Raw genomic sequence first — 20,052 nt, 5'->3', positions numbered from 1 at the left:
CGATAATATTTGAGACCGCAAAAAGCCCCGAACTCGGGGCTTTCTTCTATATTTTGACCGCAATATCTGAGTCGTTATTTCACGCACACCACGTTCAATAATGAGGTTCCGGTGAGCTGATTGGGCTCACGATCGGCGAACAAACCTTTCTTATCTTTGCCCCAATACGGCAGTTGCAGTGGCCATTGATTTTTTTCCATCACCCCAGACGCCCTCAGCGCTTTAAACTCTGCAGGGTTAGCTAAGTTCATACCCAGTTGCTGACATACTTTGTGCGAGTTTTCGTAGTTGAGGCGGTTCCACGGCTTACCATGTTCCATGTAAAACTGATTATGGTGATCGAGTAAATATGGGACCACGTACGTTTTGCCCTGTACTGAAGTTCTCAACCGAACTTCAATGTCATCATTTCCAGTGACAATTGGCTTCGCTTTGGTCTTAGCAACAGGCGTAGACGAAGAGCTATCACGTGAACTTTTTGCCTTGGTATCTGGCTTCTCTGCCCGCGCTTTAAAGGCGTCGGTATCAGCTCGCACAGCAGGAACTGGCGCGGGTTTCGGGGTCACCGTCGGTGTTGGCTTAACCGAAGATGCGGCTGATTTCGACGATACAGTAGATTTAGGTGTAGGTGGTGTTACTGGTTGTTTCGTCCCTTTCCCAACCACTCGGATGAACGCCTCTTTGTAGTTCGACAAGGTTTTGACTCCTCGTAAGTCATCCCTCGCATCAGACAATGCCTTGTAAGGTCCAATCAAACAGCGATAGCCTTTGGATTCAGGCTTCATCCATACGTCAGTCGTGATTTTACTATAGAGAGGCTTAGCTTTCGCGAGAGACATAGGCTTGGGTAGCAATCCGCATTGAATCCAGTAAAGGTAGTTGCCCCCCTGCGGCACTTTCTTTCCCCATACTCCGTTACCAATTGGGCACGTTTTCTCAAGCATCGGTAATTCTTTCTCGCTGGCTTGAGTGGCTTGGCAAAGGAACTCCTCCGCCGATACTGGGCTAGAAAACTGGGCGCATACCAGCAACAAGCCGAAAGCTAGGCTTGCTTGGAAGATACGAGATGGGTGTTGTGCCTTCTTCATTTCCATACACTTCACTCTAAATTAGTGGGTAAGGTCATTATGGCGGCAAAGCGCCAAAAAAATGTGAACAAAGAATAACTAGCAAAAAAAGAGCCGGAATTTGCATCCGGCTCTCAGTTTAGGAAGGAATTAAGCGAATTTACAACGCTTGGCGGGAAAATTCTTAACCTTTGTACAGTTTCGGGTTGAATACATCTCGTAACCAGTCACCCAATAAGTTGATAACCAGAACCAGTGTAACCAACACGATGCCTGGGAAGGCAGTAATCCACCACGCACCTGAGAAGATGTAGTTAAAGCCGATGCTGATCAGCGCACCTAGTGACGGCTGATCAACAGGAAGACCCAAACCTAGGAATGACAGTGCCGCTTCCGACATGATCGCATTCGCTACCTGTACCGTCGAGATAACCAAGATTGGTGATAGACAGTTCGGCAGGATGTGACGGAACATGATGCGTGGCGCTTTAAAGCCCATCACTCGTGCCGCTTCTACGTATTCTTTCTTCTTCTCTGCCAATACCGAGGCGCGAATGGTCCGTGCGTATTGCGGCCATTCTGCCACACCGATGATCACCACCAGCATGACCACCGCATATTGGCTGTAAAAATCACTGCCAAAGCTGGCTTTGAAGATAGCTGACACGATGATCGCGACCATCATGGTCGAGAACGACAACTGTACGTCTGCAAAACGCATCAAGAAGCTATCGATACGGCCACCGAAATAACCCGCCGACAAACCAATGATGATACCCAGTACCAACTGAAGGCCAACAGCCAGGAAGCCGATGGTTAGAGACAGACGAGAGCCGTAAAGAATGGTCGATAAAATATCGCGACCTTGCTCGTCAGTACCCAACACAAAGCGCTCATCGCCATCTTCCATCCACGAAGGTGGCAACTCAGAATCCATGATGTCGATAGACGTCAGATCGTACGGGTCTGTTGGCGCAAGAATCGGTGCAGCCAATGCCAATACTAAGAACATCATAAAGACGGTAAAACTCGCCATCGCCACTTTGTCGCGTTTGAAGTAATACAGAAAATCTGACTCTTTGAAACGCTGCCACGCTGATGGAGCAGGAGCTGGTGTTAAATTTGATTGGCTCATGATTAAGCTCCTTTTCCAGTTAGGTTCACAGTTGGGTTGATGATGCCGTACAGCAAGTCAACGATGGTATTGGTTACCACGAAGATCAGACCAACAAAGATAACGTAGGCAGTGATCAGCGGTGTATCTACACGGTTGATTGCCTCTAGGAAAAGGAAGCCAGTGCCCGGCCATTGGAACACGGTTTCAGTAAGAATGGTGTAGGCCACCATGGTACCAATCTGCACGCCACCTACCGTCAATACTGGTAGCATGGTGTTCTTAAGTGCATGTTGGTAATAAATCTTTTGTAAGTTCAAACCTTTTGCTTTGGCAAACTTAATGTATTCCGAGCTCAGTACTTCCAGCATTTCTGAACGTACCAGACGGATGAACAACGGCAGCATGATAGACGCTAGCGCAATACACGGCAGGATAAGGTGCTTAATGCCATCGATGGTAAAGAAGCCAGATTCCCAACCGAGCACGTTAGCGGTTTCACCTCGCCCATAGGAAGGCAACCAACCGAGTTCTATTGAAAAGACATACATCAGCATGATTGCGGTTAAGAACACCGGAATCGAGATACCGACACTGCTCATCGCCATGACAAATTTGGTAAAAACACTCTTAGGATGAATCGCAGAGTACACCCCAAGCGGAATAGAGAAAACAATGATGATAAGCGTCGCGCCAAACACGAGCTCTAATGTAGCTACCAGCTTGTCGAGAATCACCTCAACCGCAGGTCGCTTGAAAAAATATGAGGTACCCAAATCACCTTGCAGTGCATTACCCACAAAGCGCGTGTACTTTGTGATAAAGGGATCGTTCAGGCCTAAGTCGTCGCGTAGCGCTTGACGCTCCGATTCCGAAACCGACTGACCTACAAGCTCACGCAGCGGATCACCCAGGTTGTCCTGAATGGCAAACGCCACCAAACTGATCACAAACATCACTATCAGTGCCTGAAACAGGCGCTTGACCAGAAACGAAAACATTCCTTGCCCCTTAACTATCCATAGATCTCTAAATTAGAGAGAAAATTCAGTCTAAATAACCCACTCAATCCGACTGAAACAAAACTGAGTCGAGTGCTTTAAGTTGAGGAGGGAAATCCATCCCTCCTCAAAGTCGACTAACCGTGATTATTCAACCACTAGGTCACCGAAGTAAGGCATTACCATTGGGTTAACGATGTCTGCCGCTTTCACGTTAGACTTCGCACCCCACGCTTCACTTTGCCAGTGTAGCGGTACGAATGCTGCGTCGTTGTATAGTGTTGCTTCTACACCTTTCAGCATTTCTGCACGTTTCGCAGGATCCGTTTCTACGTTCGCAGCTTCAACCACTTTGTCCATTTCTGGGTTTGAGTAGTAACCACAGTTGTACTGACCACGACCGGTTTCTTCGTTACGAGTCATCGTTAGGAACTCGTTGAAGTTCGCTGAGTCTTCTGTATCTGAGTGCCAACCGATCATCAGCATGTCTGCCGCACACTTGTCGAACTCAGGCCAGTACTGCGCTTTTGGCATGGTCTTCAGATCAACCTTGATACCGATCTTAGACAACATTGCCGCCGCCGCTTGTGCTACTTTCGCATCATTCACGTAACGGTTGTTTGGTGCGATCATCGTTAGCGTCAGGCCATTTTCGTAACCCGCTTCTTTCATCAGCTCTTTCGCTTTCTTCAGATCGTAGCGAGGAACCAGTTTGTCATCGTGACCCACGTAACCTGCCGGGCTTTGCTGACCAGCGGCCGTTGCGAAGCCTTTCATGATTTTCTTCACGATACCTTCGTTATTGATTGCGTGAACAATCGCTTGGCGAACGCGAACGTCTTTCAATGCTTCGTTGCTGTTTTGGTTTAGTTGGAACGTGATGATACGAGTACCAGGTAGCGTAACTAGGTCGATGCCGTCAGCATCTTCAACGCGTTTGTGGTCGTTTGGCGCTACAGGGTGAATCATGTCAACACCGCCAGAAAGCAGCGCTGCTACACGAGTTGCGTCTTCTTTAATTGGCACAAGCGTTAGCTTATCAACATTACCTTTCGACTCTTTGTCCCAGTAATCTTTAAAGCGTTCAAATTCCACTTTTACGCCCTGTTCACGTGAAGTCACAATGAATGGACCCGTGCCAGATACGTTAGTCGATGCAAATGAGTTACCGTGCTTCACTAACTCAGACTTGTCTTTGCCGTCCGCAGTTTTGCCCGTGTAGAACTTGCTGTCCATTGGGAAAATGTACGTTGCGGTTTGCAACACTAGTGGGTAAGGACCTTTAGTTACAAGATCGAACGTGTTGTCGTCAACTTTGACGATTTTTTCGTACGGGTCGAAGATGTTTTTAAAGTCAGGAGAGCTTTGTAAACGCTGGAACGTCCACACGACGTCGTCAGCCGTTAGAGTATTGCCAGAATGGAATTTCACACCTTCACGCAGTTTGAAACGAACAGTCGTATCGTTAATACGTTCCCAGCTTTCTGCTAGGCGAGGCTCGAAATCCATTTTTTGAGTAAAGCGAACCAACGGATCAAATACCATGTGTGACATTTGCAGTGTGCCACCTGATAGCTGCTCATGTGGGTCAAGCGATACTGGGTCAGCTGCATAGCCAACTTTGATATCTGCTGCCATTGCGTTAAAGCTTAGGCCCGCAGCCATTAGCGCCACTGCTAATTTGCTTTTCATGGTTTTCATTTGCATAACTCCTTCATGCGGGGATACGGATCCCTTGTTGTTGTGTTTGCGTCTTTGTTATGACTAAAGGTTAGCCAAGCGAATTGCTTGGTTTATGCCGTTTCGATCTCTTCTCGCAAGCCAGTAAACTCCGGCATCAGAGAAATCAATTTTTTGCTGTATTCGTGTTGAGGTGCCGTGAATAACTGTTCTGTTGGTGCCACTTCTAAAAGTGTACCCATTTGCATCACACCTACTCGGTCACACATCTGACGAATAACAGGTAAATCGTGGCTGATAAACAACATAGTCAAGTTCAGCTCACTTTGCAGATCTTTCAGCAAGTTTAGAATTTGTGCCTGTACCGATACGTCCAGTGCTGAGGTCGGTTCATCACAAATCAAAAGTCGAGGACGAGTCGCCAACGCACGCGCAATAGAAATACGCTGACGCTGACCACCGGAGAATTCATGAGGGTACTTAAGCCCAGCCATTCGACCCAAACCAACATGATCCAATAGGTCATTCACGATTTGGCGAGTTTCCGACTCGTTTTTCGTCAATTTATGGAAACGGATTGGCTCAGCAATAATATCGAATACCTTCATACGAGGGTTCATTGAAGTATATGGGTTTTGGAACACCATCTGCATTTGACGACGCATCGGGCGGCGCTCTTTCTCAGAGGTTAAAGCGGTCAGGTCAATGCCCTCGAATTTCACCTGACCAGAGTTAGGTTGGTATAAACCAGCAATCACACGTGCAATGGTCGATTTACCTGAACCAGACTCGCCCACCAAACCAAAGGTTTCGCCTTCGTGCACTTCAAAGCTCACATTATTAGATGCTTGCACGTATTCTCGGCGGCTCTCGAACAAAGAGTCTTTGGTCACAAAGCGAAGATTAACGTTCTTCACGTCCAAAAGCGGGCCAGTGTACTCACGCTCATCTTGGCTTTGTCCTAACCAGTGGTTCTTGATATCGAGTGGCTCCATTTCCGCCGCTTCTTCGATATAGCTTACTAACGGGAAACGATCTAACTTTCTGTCTGAACGTGGTACCGCTGAAATTAGACTGCGAGTGTAAGAGTGATCAGGATCGCCCAATACTTTGGCTGTTGGTCCAAACTCCACCAAGTCACCACGATACATTACCGCCACGCGATCGGTGACGTTGGAGACGACACCCATATCGTGAGTAACTAACATACAGCCGACATTGTTCTTGATACACAGCTCGCGGATCAAGTTGAGGATTTGGTCTTGGATAGAAACGTCTAACGCCGTAGTTGGTTCGTCCGCGATGATGAGATCAGGCTCACCAGCCAAAGCAATAGCAATGACAACACGCTGACGCATACCACCAGAGAATTGGTGCGGGTACTGTTTTAAGCGGTTTTCTGGTTGCGGAATACCAACCTGCTGCATAAGAGAAAGCGCGCGCTGATACGCCTCTTCATCAGAGACCTTCATGTTAGCGTGGATCGTCTCTTTCAGCTGTTGCTCAACAGTAAAAAGTGGATTGAGCGAGGTCATCGGATCTTGGAAAATAAAACCTATTTTCGAGCCGCGAACCTTACGCATCGCTTCTGGTGATAGGCCAGAAATTTTTTCTCCATCCAAGAAAACATCGCCGCTAGCAACGCGACCTGGAGGGCTAAGCAAATCAATAACGGCGTTACCAACGGTGGATTTACCCGCACCTGATTCGCCAACAACACCCACGATTTCACCACGTTCAATATGAAAAGAAAGTGACTTCACGGCAGCGTGAACGCCGTGTCGGGATGGGTATTCAATACGAAGGTTTTTCACTTCTAATAGTGACATTTCAGACCTCTACTGCCTTGTCTGTGGTATCGAATCATGCCAAAGGCACCATTCATCACCTGAATGAATCCGTTCAAATTCAGAATAATACTCTGAAATCTTAATGCGGAAATAATTTGGCAAAAATCACACAAAAAAGCAACAATTAAAGTATATTCCGCCGAAAAAACATTAAATAAACGCACAATTAGCGAATAAAAATGCATTAACAAGTATTTAACCATTTTCATATCACACTATTTTTGTGCGTCATGCACCAATAAAACTAGAAAAATGCTCTAAAAGTAAACATGAGCTAAACAAGATCATTAACCATATTATTCATGTGCATTTATTAACATTTAACAAACAATATCATATGCAAAAAGTGTTTTTTCAACATAAAAAACTATTAATAAAATAGTCGGCAAATACAAAAAGCCAAACTTAGGAAGAGAAAGGATAGGTCAAAACGTGAACAAAACAGCAAAACCACACAAATCCTGCTCCAATGCAGATTATGCGCCACTTAAGCGGTTTATTGACTAAGCAAAGGAAAGTACCGCTATCTTCATTCGTACGTCATAAGAAAACTCGCCGGTTTTAACCCTTTACGACACAATTGAGAGTGGGATAATAGATGAACAGTGTCAAAGCCAAGCCGTAAATAAAAGGAGCCCCTGTGCTTAAAGCGATTTTTTTTGATATGGACGAGACTTTATGTGCAACGTCACAAGCCGATAAAGTTGCAGGACAAGCGTTTACAACTTGGATTCATAAAACCTACCCACAAGTGACTGAGCCAAAAGCTTTTTTGCAGCGCTACTTACAGGGTGTATACAAAAAGCTGAATGCTGAGTTCCCTCACCTTGTTGCTCTGCTACCCGATGAAAATGCCTTCCGTTGTGGCCTGATCCAAAACATCTTGGCGGAGCAAGGCGTCAGCATCACTGCAAAAGAGGCTCAACAAGCTCAAGACTACTTTGACTCTGCACGTATGGGCGCGTTCACTTTCTTCCCTGGTGTAAAAGAAATGCTCAGCGACCTTCGTCAACATTACAAACTCGTCGTGATCACTAACGGCCCGATTTTTTCTCAACACCCTAAATTAAACGCGACACAAATGAGCAACTGGGTGGACCATATTATTGTGGGAGGAGAAGAGCCAGAAGAGAAACCTGCTACAAGTATTTTCCAAAAAGCGCTCGACTTGGTCGAAGTAAAACCAGAAGAGGCTCTACACGTGGGCGACTCTTTACCTGCTGACATTGCTGGCGCTAACAATATGGGCATTTTGAGTGTATGGGTGAATGCGACAGGCGCAAGCAACTCAACGGATATAACGCCAAGTTTTGAAATCCAAGAAACGGTAGAACTGAAAGAAATCCTTAAAACACTCGCCCAATAAAAGCAGCGGATTAGAAAACTACAAAACCCCAGACACTGCTCTGGGGTTTATTTTGTCAGCTCGAAAAGCATTTGGATCATAGGTGGTCAAAAGCCCCTAGAGCTGTACACTTTTGGGAAAAATTGAAATGGAATGCCGATTCTTTTCAGGAGAGATGCAAAAAAGCCCCAGTCTTTCGACTGAGGCTTTAAATAGTGGTCGGTGAAGAGGGATTCGAACCCCCGACCCTCTGGTCCCAAACCAGATGCGCTACCAAGCTGCGCTATTCACCGAACTGTATTTGCTGATTTTCTCAAATCAGACAGGACACTTCAACTAAGAAGTCACCTTAATTAATGGGGTGGCTAACGAGATTCGAACTCGCGACCACCGGAATCACAATCCAGGGCTCTACCAACTGAGCTATAGCCACCATCAATTTTTGCTGTTTACCGCTCTATTAGAGCCATAAACTAAATAGTGGTCGGTGAAGAGGGATTCGAACCCCCGACCCTCTGGTCCCAAACCAGATGCGCTACCAAGCTGCGCTATTCACCGACGATGTTTTATCTTGATTGAATCAAGATTGGGAGCAATGCTACCGCATTCAATCTAAAAAAGAAAGAATGGGGTGGCTAACGAGACTTGAACTCGCGACAACCGGAATCACAATCCGGGGCTCTACCAACTGAGCTATAGCCACCACTGATTTTTACCGATGTATCCTCCGAGGCAATGGTACGCCCGAAAGGATTCGAACCTTCGACCTTTGGCTCCGGAGGCCAACGCTCTATCCAACTGAGCTACGGGCGCATGCCCTATCGGCGGAGTGGAATAATACGGATATCACACTATGCCGTCTAGTACTTTTTTTACTTTTTTTATCGTTTGGTCTCTTTTTCGACAGTTATCTTCCGTTAAAGTGGATTTTTGATGTGATTCACGCCCTGTCATGGATAACTTGTTGTTTATTGCAACAAGTTATCGGGATATAATCACCCATTATTTACATTGATTTAACAGCTGCAACCAAGTTGTCTAATCATTCTATGCCATTCAGTGGAATTTAATGATTTCTCTGCTCGGCATTAATACTCTAACTATATAAATAGGTAAGTCACTTACCTCGGGAATGTGAAGTGGGTTTAATGGATATGTCTCGACAAATGATTAGCGTTTTGTTCGCTGCCTTAACGTTTTCTACGGCAGCTTTAGCTTCTGACATCAGCCAAACTGAATACGATGCGATCGCAGAACGCATCCAACCTGTCGGTGATGTTTATCTAGCGGGTTCTGAGCCAGTGAAAGAAGAGCCAACCGGTCCACGTGATGGCGCCACAGTTTATGGTACTTTTTGTATTGCTTGTCACGCATCTGGTGTAAACGGCGCACCTAAAACAGGTAATGCCGATGATTGGGCACCACGTATTGCACAAGGCAAAGATACGTTAGTGAAGCACGCATTAGAAGGCTTCAATGCGATGCCAGCCAAAGGAACCTGTATGGACTGTTCTGACGATGAAATCATCGCAGCAATTGACCACATGATTGAAGGTCTATAAGTAAAGACATCAACGAAAAAGGCTTGCCAGTTGGCAAGCCTTTTTGTTTTTAGTCAGTGAGAACAGGGTTACTTTACTTCTTAAACATTGCTCGAATATTGGCAATGTGTGCTTGACCTTTCGCCATACGCTCTTCTGCTGATACTGGCTTTTTGTTTACTTCCCATTCAACGTCATCAAATGGCAACTCATCCAAAAAGCGGCTTTGAGTCGGTTTGATCAACTCGCCGAACTGCCGACGCTCTTTGCACATAGTGAAAGTCAGTTCACGTTGCGCGCGAGTAATACCAACGTACATCAGGCGACGCTCTTCTTCCACGTTATCTTCATCAATACTGGTTTGGTGCGGTAAAATACCTTCTTCGGACCCAATTAAGTATACATATGGGAACTCAAGGCCTTTTGATGCGTGCAAGGTCATCAGTTGTACTGCATCACTGTCTTCATCTTCTTCACCGCGCTCCATCATGTCACGCAAGGTCAAACGTTGAACGACTTCTTTTAACGTTTTCTCTTCTTGATCGTAGTTGTCACCCTCTAGGTCCGCCACTATCCATGAATAAAGATCAGAAACGTTCTTCATTCGCATTTCAGCGGCTTTCGGACTTGCTGAAGTTTCGTATAGCCAATCTTCATAATGGATATCACGAACTAGCGAACGAACCGCTTCGACGGTATCACCACGCTCAGCTTGATCAGCAATCGCCACTAGCCATTGGGTGAAACGACGCAGGTTTTCTAGGCCACGTCCCGTTAGGTGCTGTTCGAGCCCCATTTCAAAGCTCGACTCAAACAGGCTCTTCCCTCGCATATTGGCATAACTGCCTAACTTCTCTAACGTTACTGGGCCAATTTCACGTCGTGGAGTATTCACAATGCGCAAAAATGCATTGTCGTCATCCGGATTAACCAAAACGCGCAAATACGCCATGATGTCTTTAATCTCTGCGCGCGCAAAAAACGAGGTGCCGCCAGAAATTTTATACGGTACACGGTTTTGCATCAGAGACTTTTCAATCAAACGTGATTGGTGGTTACCACGGTATAGAATCGCATAATCTTTATATTCGGTACGGTTTAGGAACTTATGCGCAATTAGTTCACCCGTTACGCGCTCTGCTTCATGCTCTTCATTTTTAGCCAACAACACTTTGAGTTTTTCACCGTCAGGAATTTCAGAGAACAAGGACTTCTCATAGACGTGAGGGTTGTTAGCTATCAAAATGTTGGCCGCACGCAGGATTCGACTCGTTGAACGGTAGTTTTGCTCTAGCTTAATCAAACGCAAATTTGGATAATCTTCACCCAGCAACACGAGGTTCTGAGGTTTCGCACCACGCCATGAATAAATAGACTGATCGTCATCCCCTACAACCGTCAATCGCCCACGTTCTCCGACAATTAATTTGACCAGCTCATACTGACTCGTGTTGGTATCTTGATACTCGTCAACCAGTAGGTAACGGATACGATTCTGCCAACGCTGACGAACATCTTCATGATTACGTAAGAGTAAAACGGGCATCAAAATTAGGTCATCAAAATCGAGCGCGTTATAGGCTTTCATTTGCTTTTGGTACATATCAAAACAGAACGCAAACAATTGTTGCTGTTCACCTTGCGCACGCGCTTTGGCTTGCTCTGGCGTCAACATGTCGTTTTTCCAGTTGGAAATACAACTCAGAAGCTGACGTAGCAGATCTTTATCACCATCAAGCTGCTTTTCGGTAAGTTCTTTGAGCAGCGCTAGCTGGTCTTGGTCATCAAACAGTGAGAAGCCCGCTTTCAACCCTAAATGCTTGTACTCACGCTTGATGATGTTCAATCCTAAAGTGTGGAATGTTGATACCATCAAACCTTTAGACTCACCTTTCCCTAACGTTTGACCTACACGCTCCTTCATTTCACGTGCTGCTTTGTTGGTAAACGTCACCGCAGCAATGTTACGCGCTTTGTAACCACATTGCTGAACCAGATAAGCGATTTTATTGGTAATAACACGAGTTTTGCCCGAGCCAGCACCAGCTAGCACTAGGCATGGACCAGACACGTATTTCACGGCTTCATCTTGACTAGGGTTCAGCTTCATAGAAATTCTCTGCGGGTGATGAATGTGGCGCCTATGATAAAGGGGTGGCCTCGTGAAAGCTATGCTGATTTCTTGTAATTTTCACACCAATTAAGTGCAATATTCTGTTGCATAAATGGCGGGTATTTAAGCTATAATGAATGAACGTTCATTCACTAAAGGGTGACATTATGAAGGATAACCCTGCTGTAGATAAACGAGAACAAATCTTAGTCGCTGCTGAACAACTCATTGCTGAATCTGGCTTTCAAGGGCTTTCCATGCAAAAGCTCGCCAATGAGGCAGGTGTCGCAGCAGGGACGATTTACCGTTATTTCTCAGATAAAGAACATCTTTTAGAGGAACTACGCCTTAACGTTGCTAAGCGTGTTGCTACTGCGGTGCAACTAGGTGTTAGTGAAGAGATGCCTTTAAAACAGCGTTATCGAACCATGTGGCTCAATATTTGGAATCTAGCGAGCTCGAACTTAAGTGCGATCAGCAACCGGGTCCAATATGAATCTTTACCCTGTTCAAATAGTAGCAAAGCTCGGGAACTTGAGAGACAAATGTTTGCCCAAGTAGATCTTCTTTTTAATCAGGGTAAAGACGAGGGAGTATTCAAGCTTCTCGATAACGAAGTACTTTCTGGATTAAGTTTTGAGGCAAGTGTTGCACTTGCTCGGAAACACGCTTTGGGATTTTATCAACTGGATAAGACGGCATTAGAGGCCGCTATTGAAGCCAGTTGGGATGCAATTATTAAACACTAACTTGGAGTTCTTAATAGAATGAAAAAGTGGACTTTCTTTATGTTACTTATCGCCGTTCTCTTGTTCGGCAGCGTGATAGGTTTCAATTTATTTAAGCAACAAAAGATCGCTGAATACATGGCAAACCGTCCTGAACCTGAGTTCCCAGTAACCGTGACAGAAGTGCAAGCGGTGGATTGGGTACCAGTCATCGAAGCAATTGGTTTTATCGAGCCAAACCAAGGCGTGACGGTAGCAAATGAGACCAGCGGTGTTATCGATAAAATCGCGTTTGATTCCGGTACTCAAGTTAAATCGGGTCAGCCATTAGTGTTGCTTGATTCTGAAGTCGAAAAAGCAAATTTGAAGAGCTCGCAAGCTAAGTTGCCAGCGGCAGAAGCGAAATACAAACGCTACCAAGGGCTATTCAAAAAAGGCTCTATTTCTAAAGAAGCGTATGACGAAGCAGAAGCAAACTACTTCTCCTTAAAAGCGGATATTGAAAGCCTGAAAGCGACCATCGACCGACGCGAAATCAAAGCGCCATTTGATGGTGTGGTAGGTATTCGTAACGTGTACCTCGGTCAGTACCTACAGGCGGGCACCGACATTGTTCGCCTTGAAGATACCAGCGTGATGCGCTTGCGCTTCACCGTGCCACAAACCGATATTTCACGTATCAATATCGATCAAGAAGTGGATATCTTTGTTGACGCTTATCCAGACCAACCTTTCAAAGGGTCTATTTCTGCGATTGAACCAGCTGTAAACGTACAAAGTGGTTTGATTCAAGTTCAAGCGGATATCCCTAACAGTGACGGCAAACTGCGTAGTGGTATGTTCGCGCGTGCAAACATCATTCTGCCTAAATTAGAAAATCAGGTCACTCTACCTCAAACCGCGATCACATTTACGCTGTATGGCGACAATGTTTACATCGTAACAGAAGAAGATGGCGAAAAACGCGTTAAGCAGCATGTGGTAAAAGTTGGCGAACGCTCTAAAGATATCGCACACATTCTAGAAGGCGTGAAGCCAGGTGATGTAGTGGTGACATCGGGTCAAGTCCGTTTGAGTAACCATGCGAAAGTAAGCATTGTCGAAAGCGATGCAACTACCCCACCTGCTGAAACACCAATGCTTTAAGTTGGAGGCATCATGCGCTTTACAGATGTTTTTATAAAACGTCCAGTTTTAGCGGTATCGATCAGCTTTTTGATTGCATTGCTTGGTTTGCAAGCGGTGTTCAAAATGCAGGTTCGTGAATACCCTGAAATGACGAATACGGTGGTCACCGTGACCACCAGTTACTACGGTGCAAGTGCCAACTTGATCCAAGGCTTTATTACTCAGCCATTGGAGCAAGCGGTAGCGCAAGCCGATAATATTGATTACATGACTTCGCAATCGGTACTGGGTAAATCGACCATTACTGTCAACATGAAGTTGAATACTGACCCAAATGCGGCGTTGTCTGACATTCTGGCGAAAACCAACTCGGTACGTTCACAGCTACCAAAAGAAGCCGAAGACCCAACCGTAACCATGTCGACAGGTTCGACAACGGCGGTACTGTACATCGGCTTTACGAGTGACGAGTTATCTTCAAGCCAGATCACTGACTACCTTGAGCGTGTAATCAACCCGCAGTTGTTCACCGTAAACGGTGTGTCCAAAGTTGACCTGTATGGTGGTATGAAGTACGCACTGCGCGTATGGCTAGATCCTGCCAAAATGGGCGCTTTGAAGTTGACCGCAACCGATGTGATGAGCGTTCTTAACGCCAACAACTACCAATCTGCAACCGGTCAAGCGACGGGTGAGTTCGTGCTTTATAACGGTAGCGCAGATACTCAGGTATCAAACGTTGCTGAACTTGAAGCATTGGTCGTGAAAACTGGTGAAGGGGATGTCATCCGCCTAGGTGATATCGCTAAAGTAACGCTAGAGAAGAGTCACGACGTTTATCGCGCAAGTGCAAACGGTCAAGAAGCTGTGGTTGCAGCGATCAACGCAGCGCCAAGTGCTAACCCAATCAACATTGCAGCAGACGTACTTGAACTGTTGCCTCAGCTTGAGCGCAACCTACCAAGTAACATCAAAATGAACGTAATGTACGACTCAACTATCGCCATCAACGAATCGATTCACGAAGTAGTGAAAACGATTCTTGAAGCAGCAGTAATCGTACTTGTGGTTATCACACTGTTCCTGGGCTCATTCCGCGCGGTAATCATTCCTATCGTGACCATTCCACTTTCATTGATTGGTGTGGCAATGGTGATGCAGGCAATGGGGTTCTCTTGGAACTTGATGACGCTACTGGCGATGGTGCTTGCCATCGGTCTGGTGGTGGATGACGCGATCGTTGTACTAGAAAACGTTGACCGTCACATCAAAGAAGGGGAATCGCCATTCCGAGCTGCAATTATTGGTACGCGTGAAATTGCGGTTCCAGTTATCGCGATGACATTGACGCTAGGTGCAGTGTACGCGCCGATCGCATTGATGGGTGGTATCACCGGTTCATTGTTCAAAGAGTTCGCTTTGACACTGGCAGGTTCAGTATTCGTATCCGGCATCATCGCTTTGACACTATCACCAATGATGTGTTCGAAGATGCTGAAGGCGAACGAGAAGCCAAGCAAGTTTGAGCAAAAAGTTCACCATATCCTTGATGGCATGACCACTCGTTACGAAGGCATGTTGAAAGCGGTAATGGCTCATCGTCCGGTTGTTATTGCGTTTGCAATCATTGTATTTGCAAGCTTACCGGTCTTGTTCAAGTTTATTCCTAGCGAACTAGCACCATCTGAAGATAAAGGTGTGGTCATGCTGATGGGTACTGCCCCATCAAACGCGAACTTGGACTATATCCAAAATACCATGGATGACGTAAACCAAATACTCTCAGATCAACCGGAGGTGGAATACGCACAGGTCTTTAATGGTGTACCAAACTCAAACCAAGCGTTTGGCCTAGCAACATTGAAGCCTTGGAGTGAACGAGAGGCAAGCCAATCTGAAATCACGAAACGTGTGGGTGGCCTAGTATCAAGTGTGCCTGGTATGTCTGTCACTGCATTCCAAATGCCAGAGCTTCCAGGTGCAGGCTCAGGTCTACCTGTTCAGTTTGTAATTACAACACCAAATAGCTTCGAGAGCTTGTTTACTATCGCTAGCGATATTCTAACCGATGTTGCAAGTAGCCCAATGTTTGTCTATTCCGACCTGGATTTGAACTACGATTCAGCAACGATGAAGATCAAGATCGATAAAGACAAAGCGGGTGCCTACGGTGTGACTATGCAAGACATTGGCATCACTCTCAGCACCATGATGGCAGATGGTTATGTAAACCGAATCGACCTGAATGGTCGCTCGTATGAGGTGATACCTCAAGTTGAGCGTAAATGGCGTCTAAACCCAGAATCGATGAAGAACTACTATGTTCGCTCTGTGGATGGTAAAGCGGTTCCATTAGGCAGTCTGATTACTATCGATGTGGTGGCTGAGCCTCGCTCTTTGCCACACTTCAACCAGCTAAACTCAGCGACTGTGGGTGCAGTACCATCACCTAGTGTTGCTATGGGTGACGCAATCGACTGGTTTGAAAATATTGCACAAACCAAACTGCCTGCAGGATATAACCACGATTACATGGGCGAATCTCGTCAGTTTGTAACGGAAGGTAGTGCCTTGTATGCAACCTTCGGTCTTGCACTTGCGATCATCTTCCTCGTTCTGGCGATTCAATTTGAATCACTCCGCGATCCTATTGTCATCATGGTATCTGTACCTCTGGCAATATGTGGTGCCTTGATCGCATTGGCCTGGGGTACGGCCTCGATGAACATCTACTCGCAGGTTGGTTTGATAACGCTGGTCGGCCTAATAACCAAGCACGGTATCTTGATCTGTGAAGTCGCCAAAGAAGAGCAGTTACATAATAAACTGTCTCGTATTGATGCGGTGATGGAAGCTGCGAAAGTGCGTCTTCGCCCTATCCTAATGACCACTGCAGCGATGATCGCAGGTCTGATCCCGCTGATGTACGCAACAGGTGCAGGTGCCGCGCAACGTTTCAGTATCGGTATCGTCATCGTTGCTGGCCTTGCAATCGGTACACTGTTCACACTATTCGTACTACCTGTGATTTACAGCTACCTAGCTGAAAAACACAAACCTCTGCCAGTATTTGTTGAAGACAAAGACTTGGAGAAGTTAGCGCGAGTTGACGAAGCGAAAGCAGCTCATCGTGAATTAGCGGATAACAGATAAGCTATTAAGGCATTCAAAAAGGTCACTTCGGTGGCCTTTTTTATTGCCGCTCTCTTTTTTGCCATCTAAGTGGCGACTTTCACGTATCATTTACTTAAAATGAGGACAAATCAAAAGGAGTTTTAGCCACTATGTTTGACCCAAAGAAATTAGAGCAAATTGCTAAACAGATTCACGACTCAATGCCTCAACCTGTAAAAGAATTGGGCTCTGATGTCGATCAGAAAGTTCGTCAAGTAATCCAAGGCCAGCTAAACAAGCTAGATGTTGTAAGTCGCGAAGAGTTTGATGTTCAAACTCAAGTTTTACTACGTACACGTCAAAAGCTAACAGAAATGGAACAGAAGTTGGCGCAACTTGAAGAAAAGCTTGCTGAAAAATAAGTATCAAAGCGCTCCTCACAAAGGAGCGTTTTTCTTATCGGCGCGCAGATAAATCGGCTAAAAACAAAAAGGCTTGGTCAACGGCGACCAAGCCTTTTGATTAGATGTTGTGTTTTATTTTGTATTTATCACTCCAGTCTGCCTGGAGTTTATCTACTGCGTTACTTGAGACTAAGTAAATTACGCTGTATTAAGGTTTCATTTCTAGGAGAAGGCGCGGACTTTACGATAGTAAACGAGCACCTTCGACACCGAAATGGAGTCATTTAGCCGCCCACCGCGATACGCTTCATATCAGTCATGTAACCACGTAGCTCTTCACCGATGTACTCTACAGGGTGGTTACGGATTGTTTCATTCACAGCGATAAGAGTCGCGTTATCCACTTGGTTAGACGTTTCACCTAAACCTTTACCAATTACGTCAGTATTTACGGCTGGCATAAACTTCTCACGTAGAAGCGGCGTTGCTACGTTAGCGAACAGGTAGTTACCGTATTCCGCAGTGTCTGAGATAACCACGTTCATCTCGTATAAACGCTTACGTGCGATAGTGTTTGCGATAAGTGGCAGCTCGTGTAGAGACTCGTAGTAAGCAGACTCATCGATGATGCCAGATGCCGTCATCGCTTCGAATGCTAGCTCAACACCCGCACGAACCATAGCAACCATCAAGATACCGTTATCGAAGTACTCTTGCTCAGAGATTTCTACGTCAGTTTCTGGGTAGTTTTCGAAAGCAGTTTCACCTGTTTCTGCACGCCAACCTAGTAGATTTGCATCGTCGTTTGCCCAGTCAGCCATCATAGTGCTAGAGAAGTGACCGGTGATGATGTCATCCATGTGCTTGTTGTATAGCGGACGCATCAGTTCTTTTAGCTCTTCAGAAAGCTCAAATGCTTTCACTTTTGCAGGGTTAGTTAGGCGATCCATCATGTGAGTGATACCACCAAACTTCAGTGCTTCAGTGATGGTTTCCCAACCGTATTGAAGAAGCTTACCAGCGTAGCCAGGATCGATACCATCAGCAATCATCTTCTCGTAACATACGATAGAGCCAGCCTGTAGCATGCCACAAAGGATAGTTTGCTCACCCATTAGGTCAGATTTCACCTCAGCAACAAAAGAAGACTCTAGACAGCCTGCACGGTGACCACCTGTTGCTGCAGCCCAAGCTTTCGCGATATCCCAACCTTCACCTTTTGGGTCGTTCTCTGGGTGAACAGCGATAAGAGTCGGTACACCGAAACCGCGCTTGTATTCTTCACGAACTTCCGTACCTGGACATTTAGGTGCAACCATTACTACCGTTAGGTCTTTACGGATTTGCATGCCTTCTTCAACAACGTTGAAACCGTGAGAGTAACCTAGTGCTGCGCCTTCTTTCATTAACGGCATTACCGTCTCAACAACGTTTGTGTGCTGCTTATCTGGAGTAAGGTTTACTACTAGATCAGCTTGTGGAATTAGCGTTTCGTAGCTACCTACCTCAAAACCGTTGTCTTTTGCGTTTTTGAATGACTGGCGTTGCTCATCAATCGCGGCTTGGCGAAGCGCATAAGCAACGTCTAGACCAGAGTCGCGCATGTTCAGACCTTGGTTAAGACCTTGAGCACCACAACCTACAATGACTACTTTCTTACCTTTCAGATAATCCGCTTCTGAAGCGAACTCACTGCGGTCCATAAAACGACAACGACCTAATTGGTCCAACTGCTCGCGCAAGTTTAGGGTATTGAAATAATTAGCCATCTGGGTGCTCCTTTGAGATTCTTCCATTGAGGTCAGTAATTGCCTTACCGAATAACTTCATACTAAAACAGACATGAGATTGCTTAAAGTGATATATTCACAATTAGTTATTGCAATTTATGCAACATGGAAATGAAAATTTAATGAATATCAAAAGCCTGCAACTTTTCATTCATCTCTGTGAGAGTAAAAGTTTCGCCAAGACCGCAGCGGCAATGCATATTAGCCCTTCAGCCTTAAGCCGACAGATACAAAAATTAGAGGAGGAAACCAGCCAACAATTGTTTTTACGCGACAACCGTAGCGTTGATTTAACTATCCAAGGTAAAAAGCTAGTCCCAGTTGCCTTAAAGATTCTTGGCGAATGGCAGCAGTATCAGAGTCACCTGAAGGGAACCGAGGATGAATTGAAAGGAGAAATCCGTCTCTTTTGTTCTGTTACTGCAAGCTACAGCCATCTTCCGGAGCTAATCTCTGACTTTCGTATTCAGAACCCTTTCATTGAGTTCAAACTATCAACCGGCGATCCAGCTCAAGCGATCGACAAAATACTAGCAGATGAAGCCGATATTGCCATATCAGCCAAGTCAGAACAGATGCCAAATAAAATCGCATTTGAAACGATCAGTGAAATCCCACTTTCTGTCATCGTACCTGTTGGGGTTAGTGCGTTTGCTGAAGAGCTACAAAAAGAAAAACCAGACTGGTCGGTCATTCCATTCATACTCCCAGAAGCAGGAACGGCAAGGGACAGGGCCAATACTTGGCTCAAACAAATGAAAATAAAGCCAAAGATCTACGCACAAACCTCCGGACATGAAGCCATCGTAAGTATGGTTGCATTGGGGTGTGGAGTAGGTATCGCACCTGATGTTGTAATCAACAACAGTCCGGTAAGAGAAAAGATAAATCGTTTAAAAGTCTTACCAATTAAACCTTTTAAACTTGGTGTTTGCTGCAACAAAACTCAGCTGGAGAATCCGCTTGTTAAAGCCTTTTGGAAGGTTGCAGAGAGCAAGTATATCGCACCTTAGATGAACACTTTTTAGGTATAAAGTGGGCTAATTTTAAAACTCTATAGATGCAAAAAAGCCCGCTCTTTCGAGCGGGCTTCTTAAATTTAAAGCCTGGCGATGTCCTACTCTCACATGGGGAAGCCCCACACTACCATCGGCGCTATTTCGTTTCACTTCTGAGT

General features: G+C 45.6%; 14 protein-coding genes and 5 tRNA genes. 7 read left to right on the top strand and 12 right to left on the bottom strand.

The window, feature by feature from the left end; genetic code table 11:
- Positions 1–74 precede the first annotated feature (74 nt).
- The 5 genes from R7P72_RS19265 to R7P72_RS19245 form a co-directional block, all read right to left on the bottom strand.
- Entirely contained in the window at positions 75–1,094 is a 1,020-nt protein-coding gene (locus R7P72_RS19265; protein WP_213908236.1) for an SPOR domain-containing protein, read from the bottom strand.
- Between the two features lie 157 nt (positions 1,095–1,251).
- Complete coding sequence (locus tag R7P72_RS19260; protein WP_033907403.1) at positions 1,252–2,202, bottom strand: ABC transporter permease; 951 nt, start codon at positions 2,200–2,202, stop codon at positions 1,252–1,254.
- A gap of 2 nt (positions 2,203–2,204) precedes the next feature.
- Entirely contained in the window at positions 2,205–3,182 is a 978-nt protein-coding gene (locus R7P72_RS19255) for an ABC transporter permease (RefSeq protein WP_005379110.1), read from the bottom strand.
- Positions 3,183–3,329: 147 nt separating this feature from the next.
- Entirely contained in the window at positions 3,330–4,883 is a 1,554-nt protein-coding gene (locus R7P72_RS19250; RefSeq protein ID WP_005379109.1) for an ABC transporter substrate-binding protein, read from the bottom strand.
- A gap of 92 nt (positions 4,884–4,975) precedes the next feature.
- Positions 4,976–6,691: a dipeptide ABC transporter ATP-binding protein gene (locus R7P72_RS19245; RefSeq protein WP_005379108.1), complete on the bottom strand. Its 1,716-nt coding sequence runs from the start codon at positions 6,689–6,691 to the stop codon at positions 4,976–4,978.
- 661 nt (positions 6,692–7,352) lie between these two features.
- Here R7P72_RS19245 and R7P72_RS19240 point away from each other — a divergent pair.
- Positions 7,353–8,078, top strand: coding sequence for an HAD family hydrolase (locus R7P72_RS19240; protein ID WP_005379107.1), 726 nt, complete (start codon positions 7,353–7,355; stop codon positions 8,076–8,078).
- Positions 8,079–8,273: 195 nt separating this feature from the next.
- Here R7P72_RS19240 and R7P72_RS19235 read toward each other — a convergent pair.
- The 5 genes from R7P72_RS19235 to R7P72_RS19215 form a co-directional block, all read right to left on the bottom strand.
- A tRNA-Pro gene (locus R7P72_RS19235) sits at positions 8,274–8,350 on the bottom strand.
- 64 nt (positions 8,351–8,414) lie between these two features.
- A tRNA-His gene (locus R7P72_RS19230) sits at positions 8,415–8,490 on the bottom strand.
- Between the two features lie 48 nt (positions 8,491–8,538).
- Positions 8,539–8,615, bottom strand: a tRNA-Pro gene (locus R7P72_RS19225).
- A 69-nt stretch (positions 8,616–8,684) separates the two neighbouring features.
- Positions 8,685–8,760 (bottom strand) — tRNA-His (locus tag R7P72_RS19220).
- Between the two features lie 33 nt (positions 8,761–8,793).
- Positions 8,794–8,870: transfer RNA gene (locus R7P72_RS19215), tRNA-Arg, on the bottom strand.
- 335 nt (positions 8,871–9,205) lie between these two features.
- Here R7P72_RS19215 and R7P72_RS19210 point away from each other — a divergent pair.
- On the top strand, positions 9,206–9,619 hold the full coding sequence (locus R7P72_RS19210; protein WP_005384252.1) for a c-type cytochrome: 414 nt from the start codon (positions 9,206–9,208) through the stop codon (positions 9,617–9,619).
- Positions 9,620–9,692: 73 nt separating this feature from the next.
- Here the strand turns inward: R7P72_RS19210 and rep are convergent, their stop codons facing one another.
- A complete protein-coding gene (gene rep, locus R7P72_RS19205) occupies positions 9,693–11,708 on the bottom strand; it encodes a DNA helicase Rep (RefSeq protein WP_005379104.1) in 2,016 nt (671 codons plus the stop codon).
- 170 nt (positions 11,709–11,878) lie between these two features.
- Here rep and R7P72_RS19200 point away from each other — a divergent pair, with 170 nt between their 5' ends.
- From R7P72_RS19200 to ubiK, 4 genes are all read left to right on the top strand, one after another.
- Positions 11,879–12,460: a TetR/AcrR family transcriptional regulator gene (locus R7P72_RS19200; RefSeq protein WP_005384254.1), complete on the top strand. Its 582-nt coding sequence runs from the start codon at positions 11,879–11,881 to the stop codon at positions 12,458–12,460.
- A gap of 18 nt (positions 12,461–12,478) precedes the next feature.
- Complete coding sequence (gene vmeC, locus R7P72_RS19195; RefSeq protein WP_005379101.1) at positions 12,479–13,585, top strand: multidrug efflux RND transporter periplasmic adaptor subunit VmeC; 1,107 nt, start codon at positions 12,479–12,481, stop codon at positions 13,583–13,585.
- A gap of 12 nt (positions 13,586–13,597) precedes the next feature.
- A complete protein-coding gene (gene vmeD, locus R7P72_RS19190) occupies positions 13,598–16,720 on the top strand; it encodes a multidrug efflux RND transporter permease subunit VmeD (RefSeq protein ID WP_005379100.1) in 3,123 nt (1,040 codons plus the stop codon).
- Between the two features lie 131 nt (positions 16,721–16,851).
- Positions 16,852–17,103, top strand: coding sequence for a ubiquinone biosynthesis accessory factor UbiK (ubiK, locus tag R7P72_RS19185; protein ID WP_005379099.1), 252 nt, complete (start codon positions 16,852–16,854; stop codon positions 17,101–17,103).
- Between the two features lie 266 nt (positions 17,104–17,369).
- Here ubiK and ilvC read toward each other — a convergent pair whose 3' ends face one another.
- Entirely contained in the window at positions 17,370–18,854 is a 1,485-nt protein-coding gene (gene ilvC, locus R7P72_RS19180; protein WP_005379098.1) for a ketol-acid reductoisomerase, read from the bottom strand.
- 143 nt (positions 18,855–18,997) lie between these two features.
- On the opposite strand from ilvC, the gene ilvY reads away from it, so the two are divergent.
- Positions 18,998–19,888: an HTH-type transcriptional activator IlvY gene (gene ilvY / locus R7P72_RS19175; protein ID WP_005379097.1), complete on the top strand. Its 891-nt coding sequence runs from the start codon at positions 18,998–19,000 to the stop codon at positions 19,886–19,888.
- Positions 19,889–20,052: the final 164 nt, after the last annotated feature.

Origin of the sequence: Vibrio sp. Vb0888 (assembly GCF_033338835.1) — a bacterium.
Taxonomy (GTDB): domain Bacteria; phylum Pseudomonadota; class Gammaproteobacteria; order Enterobacterales; family Vibrionaceae; genus Vibrio; species Vibrio alginolyticus.
This window is presented reverse-complemented; position numbering and strand designations above follow the sequence as displayed.

What these genes read in the sequence shown, in the direction of transcription:
- vmeD (WP_005379100.1), top strand. Translation starts at nt 13,598, where the DNA reads ATGCGCTTTACAGATGTTTTTATAAAACGTCCAGTTTTAGCGGTATCG.
- R7P72_RS19255 (WP_005379110.1), bottom strand. Translation starts at nt 3,182, where the DNA reads ATGTTTTCGTTTCTGGTCAAGCGCCTGTTTCAGGCACTGATAGTGATG.
- vmeC (WP_005379101.1), top strand. Translation starts at nt 12,479, where the DNA reads ATGAAAAAGTGGACTTTCTTTATGTTACTTATCGCCGTTCTCTTGTTC.
- ilvY (WP_005379097.1), top strand. Translation starts at nt 18,998, where the DNA reads ATGAATATCAAAAGCCTGCAACTTTTCATTCATCTCTGTGAGAGTAAA.
- R7P72_RS19245 (WP_005379108.1), bottom strand. Translation starts at nt 6,691, where the DNA reads ATGTCACTATTAGAAGTGAAAAACCTTCGTATTGAATACCCATCCCGA.
- R7P72_RS19265 (WP_213908236.1), bottom strand. Translation starts at nt 1,094, where the DNA reads ATGGAAATGAAGAAGGCACAACACCCATCTCGTATCTTCCAAGCAAGC.
- R7P72_RS19200 (WP_005384254.1), top strand. Translation starts at nt 11,879, where the DNA reads ATGAAGGATAACCCTGCTGTAGATAAACGAGAACAAATCTTAGTCGCT.
- R7P72_RS19250 (WP_005379109.1), bottom strand. Translation starts at nt 4,883, where the DNA reads ATGAAAACCATGAAAAGCAAATTAGCAGTGGCGCTAATGGCTGCGGGC.
- ubiK (WP_005379099.1), top strand. Translation starts at nt 16,852, where the DNA reads ATGTTTGACCCAAAGAAATTAGAGCAAATTGCTAAACAGATTCACGAC.
- rep (WP_005379104.1), bottom strand. Translation starts at nt 11,708, where the DNA reads ATGAAGCTGAACCCTAGTCAAGATGAAGCCGTGAAATACGTGTCTGGT.
- R7P72_RS19260 (WP_033907403.1), bottom strand. Translation starts at nt 2,202, where the DNA reads ATGAGCCAATCAAATTTAACACCAGCTCCTGCTCCATCAGCGTGGCAG.
- ilvC (WP_005379098.1), bottom strand. Translation starts at nt 18,854, where the DNA reads ATGGCTAATTATTTCAATACCCTAAACTTGCGCGAGCAGTTGGACCAA.
- R7P72_RS19210 (WP_005384252.1), top strand. Translation starts at nt 9,206, where the DNA reads ATGGATATGTCTCGACAAATGATTAGCGTTTTGTTCGCTGCCTTAACG.